Annotated in this window: 3 protein-coding genes and 1 pseudogene; all 4 read right to left on the bottom strand. The window is 37.4% G+C overall.

The window, feature by feature from the left end:
- Positions 1-51: 51 nt before the first annotated feature.
- Positions 52-1,968, bottom strand: a complete 1,917-nt coding sequence (gene sctE / locus REG_RS10190; protein ID WP_006705568.1) for a type III secretion system translocon subunit SctE — start codon at positions 1,966-1,968, stop codon at positions 52-54.
- 5 nt (positions 1,969-1,973) lie between these two features.
- Complete coding sequence (gene sicA, locus REG_RS10185; protein WP_006705567.1) at positions 1,974-2,468, bottom strand: type III secretion system translocator chaperone SicA; 495 nt, start codon at positions 2,466-2,468, stop codon at positions 1,974-1,976.
- Positions 2,469-2,740: 272 nt separating this feature from the next.
- Positions 2,741-3,961, bottom strand: coding sequence for a type III secretion system gatekeeper subunit SctW (sctW, locus tag REG_RS10180; RefSeq protein ID WP_006705566.1), 1,221 nt, complete (start codon positions 3,959-3,961; stop codon positions 2,741-2,743).
- A pseudogene (locus tag REG_RS14995) lies at positions 3,952-4,377 on the bottom strand (EscC/YscC/HrcC family type III secretion system outer membrane ring protein); the annotation flags it as partial. The gene sctW and the pseudogene REG_RS14995, both read right to left, overlap by 10 nt.

Here is a 4,377-nt window from a genome sequence, read left to right as displayed (position 1 = left end):
CTTTTGTCTCTAGCATTTTATTATTCCTGTATTTTATTTAAAATTAATCGATTAAGCTAAGATAGCCTGTGCTGTTTTATGAGTGTTGTTTATAGAATCATAAAGTGTCTTTGTCATTACATTATTAACATCGAATGATTCCATAAATTTCTTGAGCGGTTCAGATGATAACTCTTGTAATATTTCTGATATTTTTTCTATCATCATCATGGATGCACGTAGATCATAAATATATTTATCAGATACGCCCTTACTGATATCAAAACCTGCTTTTACTGATGCGTTAGCCACTGTTAATGACATTTTTGTATAAGCAATAGTGTTTCCATTTATTAAAGTCTTTAAAATAAATTCATTTAATTGTGTGGCCCATTCTTTGAGCTTTTCTGGTATCTTTTTTATCACAAATTTTGATATGTTCTGACCAAAATTCTTTATTGCCGTGGCAAAAGCACTGGTGGCGATTTTGCTCATTATTTTAGTGAACATAGGTCCAAGCTGTTTTGCAATAAAACTGCCACCCACTTTCGCTACCACCATTAAAACCACCATGCCTATTATTACTGTGACTGCGGCTAATGCAGTGGCAATGATCTCGGTAATATCTTTTCCGGCCGCTTTATTGATCAGATCGCCTAGCCCGGTTTCTTTTAATATTTTGACGAACGCTTCAGTGAGCCATTTTATTGCGGGTTGAATGACCTCGGTCATCAGCGGGCTCATCATCCTCGATGAGAGTGATTCTACCCCCGCGGCTTCCATCACGCTGTCTGTTACGAGTAGTGCTATACCAATCGCCAGGCTAGCGCCAGCCGTGAATACTGCTCCTATTACAGATACTGCCACGATGAGATAGGTAAGAACCTTAGCAATACAGGTACCAATTTTTCCGAGTTTTGCTGCTTTTTCAGCGGCTTCTGTTGCCTCTTGCTCTTTTACTTTTAATTCATTGATATTGGCGAGCTGTATTTTTTCAATTCTATCCCTATTGTTATTTAATTTTTCTACTGATGCGTTATTGTTTGTTTCAATAAACATTCCTATTACTAAATCCAACAAGGCTCTACCGTGTAAATTGATTTGTTCTAAATCTTTTTTTACTGATTGAGGATCAGCAACCGGTATATTTTTTATTTCTTTAAGTAAATGATCACTTTTTGTCAGTTTTTCTGTTGCTGCATTGATAGCAGTAAGAAAAGCTTCTTTAAGATCATCGGGTGCCTGGTTTACATTAGCGAATTTTTCTAATAATGTTGCTTTATGTTGCGCAACATTTTGAATGGCTATATCTAATTGCTCCATTTCTTTGCTAAATTGATTCGACACCTTATCCAAGTTCTCTCTCATTAGATTACGTTCTGCAGCACGCAGGGATAAGGTTTCTGTGATCTTTTCAGGTGTAAAGCCCTGCTCTAATTCACTCCATTTCTCCATGAAAACTTTTTGCTGACTCTGACTATTGTTATATAAGTTTTCAGTATTTTTTGTTTGCTGCTGACTTTTATTTTGTTCTTTTATTCCCTCTTGTTTTATATCTTGTTTTTTAGCGCGATCAGCTAAATTTTCTTTTCGCTGTTCCATTGATTCCTCATCAATTGAAGTCATCAAGTGTTCCATTTGTGCATATTGTTTATTGTTAATATTTTCAGTATTTTCTACTTCTGTTTTTTGTATTATTGCCGCTCGTTGTAATACATTTTTTTGGCTAATTAACCGTTCAGTTTTAGGTGGAGTTAATTCTGGCATGTTATTAAACTCTTCTTCTGATAGAAGAGTCATTTCGCCGGCTCCATCTGCAAGATCAATGGCTCGGGTTTGGTTAAATAAATCCTGTGCTTCGTGAGTAATATTTCGGATCTGTTCTTTACTGATTTGCGTCTTCTCGGCAATAACTTTCGCCAATGGATGGGCGCCATGATTAATGCCAGTAGACATACGCTTTATATTTTCTTTATCTATCTCAGCCATTTAATTTATTCCTTTTCAATTGTCTTTTCAGATTTTATAGAGGGTTTTATTGTGTCTAGATAAGCTTTTGCTTTAAGACATAATGTATTGTCATTACTGTTTTGATAAACCAATTCAAAGCATTGGTTTGCGCTTGATATTTTGCCCATGAGTAATTGGCACTGGCCACTGAAAAATACCGGTTTATAATCGTTTTTACTTAATGCGAAAGCGACTGAATATAAATCGGCTGCTTTCTGGTAATGTTTTTTCAGTTGGTACACTGCCGCCAGACCAGTAAAATAGTCAGGATTATAAAAATCGTACATGCAAAGAAAACGAAAAAAAGTTTCTGCATCATCAAGCCTGCCTTTTTTATAAAAATCATAAGCATGTGCATACAGTCCCTCCATCATTTCATCAGGTATAGAATGAATATCTTTTAATGTTGCAGAATCATTGATTGCCTCCAAAATCATATCTGTCACTTGTTCTTCATTGGTATCGTCAAACTTATTCATAAAAACTCCGGTTATAATCTCACTACCAGAAATAGGGGTGAGTAAATTAAAACAGAATAAAAAAAGCAATCTTTCAAATATCGTTTATTTAAAATGCTGATGCTTTTATTTATCTTTTTTTTGTAAAAAAATGATTTTTCGATTAACTATTTTTTAATTAAATCGATATTAAAATTTAATAATTTTTTATATGTAGAGCGATTTTTATAAAAATATTCTATAGAAAAATGATAATAATTTTTTATTATAATTAAAATAATAGAAAATGATCGCTATAAACTAAGCACTTCTCTCCGTTTATTTTGTTGTGGCCGATAAATAAATCCAGCTGATTTTTCATGTTGTTCCATCGCTCTTTGATGCTCAATCCGCTCTTGGTCGTAAGCAATTTTTGCTAATTTTTCAGCTAAAATCTGGCTGTAGCCTGGTTCGATAAAAAGTTCCAGTGGCAGCGATTTACAAGCACGATAAATAACTTGCAATAATGAAGAACGCAATGCACTTCGACTAAAAAAAGTACGTTCACCGACGACTTCTGTTAAAAAATCATCTAGATCATCAGGATCTTGTAAAATACAAAGCATAAAAAGTAACCAAGATTTTTCACTGTCATTAAAGGTGCGAACCAGTGGGATCCCAAGTATTTTTTTAATAAAAAGAGCATCGCTTGAACGTAAGAGTTTGAGCTGTCCCAGTTTGCCGAGTAAATTACCAAACTCATGTCTCGAACAGCTTGGATCTTGCGAATCAATATCAGTGAGTAATGCGCCTTCCATAAAATCGACGATGGCAGCCCGTTTTTGATAGCCATAGCTGATAATCCACTCTTGATATATTTCAATCTCTCTGGCATCGCTTTCTAGAAAATAGCGGTAACTCTGGCGAATTAATGCCGGATTAATGTTCAATGCCTTACCAAAGAGACGTGCCTTTAGTGCGGTATTGATCCCTGCTTTTAAGCGCCGTGGGTCTGCGGTCGCCTCAACGTGTTTGAGCAAAGTAAGCAGACGTTTTCTAATCAGTTCATCTAGATTCCGTCGCTTTAGTACTTCACGTAATACCAGCACCAGATCGCTGTCGTCCATAAAGAAAAGGTGAGCATGACGCAATAGATTTTCAATACTTCCCTCTTGCAGCGAAGCGACTTCTTTCAATAATGCGTTGATTTTAGGAAATACGTCTTCATCAAGAATGCGTTCAAAACTTTCTGATAAATCTCCTGAGTTTTTTTCATGAGTACGCCTCCACAGAAACTGTCTCAGTGCCGCTGACATTTCATCGGTGGACTGATGAAAACGCTGTAATTGTGCTACTGGGGAACCATCATCGAGGATCTCTAGATCGCCTCTCTGCATTGATTCTTCTCGTAGCATCTGTACTTTTTCATTTTCTTTTTCTGCTTTAACCTTTTCTGCCTTAATCCTTGCTGCTTTTTTAGCATTGTATTTAGCAGGGTTAATGATCACCGGTTGATAAGTGTATTTTATGTCCATTTTTGGCTATCCATATAATTCCGCATCCAATCCTGTAAGGGCTCGGCATTGAGATCTTTCACCATCTCGCCGGCGATATCACTGGCATCGCGGCTTAAGGGACCCTCAATTTCGCGCGGTTGAATCAAAAAGACGCGGACGGTGTTGGCGCTGGCGCTTTGCCGGTAGCGAAAGAGTCCACCGACCCACGGCAGGCTGCCTAAACCGGGGATTTTGGCTTCGGTGTTGTTACTGCTGTCGCGGGTATAACCGCCGATCAGCAAGCTTTTGCCTTTAGGCACCCGTGCCACGGTGCTGATTTTGGTGCGACCGACTTTAGGCAAGCTGGTTTTGATTTCGTTGTCGTTTTGGGCAATTTCATTGCCGTCTTCGATGTTTAACATCATTTCGATTTGGCTCTGTTCGGCAAAGCGGGG

The organism is Candidatus Regiella insecticola LSR1 (genome assembly GCF_000143625.1).
In the GTDB taxonomy this organism is placed as follows: domain Bacteria; phylum Pseudomonadota; class Gammaproteobacteria; order Enterobacterales; family Enterobacteriaceae; genus Regiella; species Regiella insecticola.
Note: the sequence above shows the minus strand (reverse complement) of the source record. Positions and strands in the feature narration are given on the sequence as shown.

Bases quoted from the DNA above. Each gene is read 5' to 3' on its own strand.
- sctW (WP_006705566.1), bottom strand. From the start codon at position 3,961: ATGGACATAAAATACACTTATCAACCGGTGATCATTAACCCTGCTAAA.
- sctE (WP_006705568.1), bottom strand. From the start codon at position 1,968: ATGGCTGAGATAGATAAAGAAAATATAAAGCGTATGTCTACTGGCATT.
- sicA (WP_006705567.1), bottom strand. From the start codon at position 2,468: ATGAATAAGTTTGACGATACCAATGAAGAACAAGTGACAGATATGATT.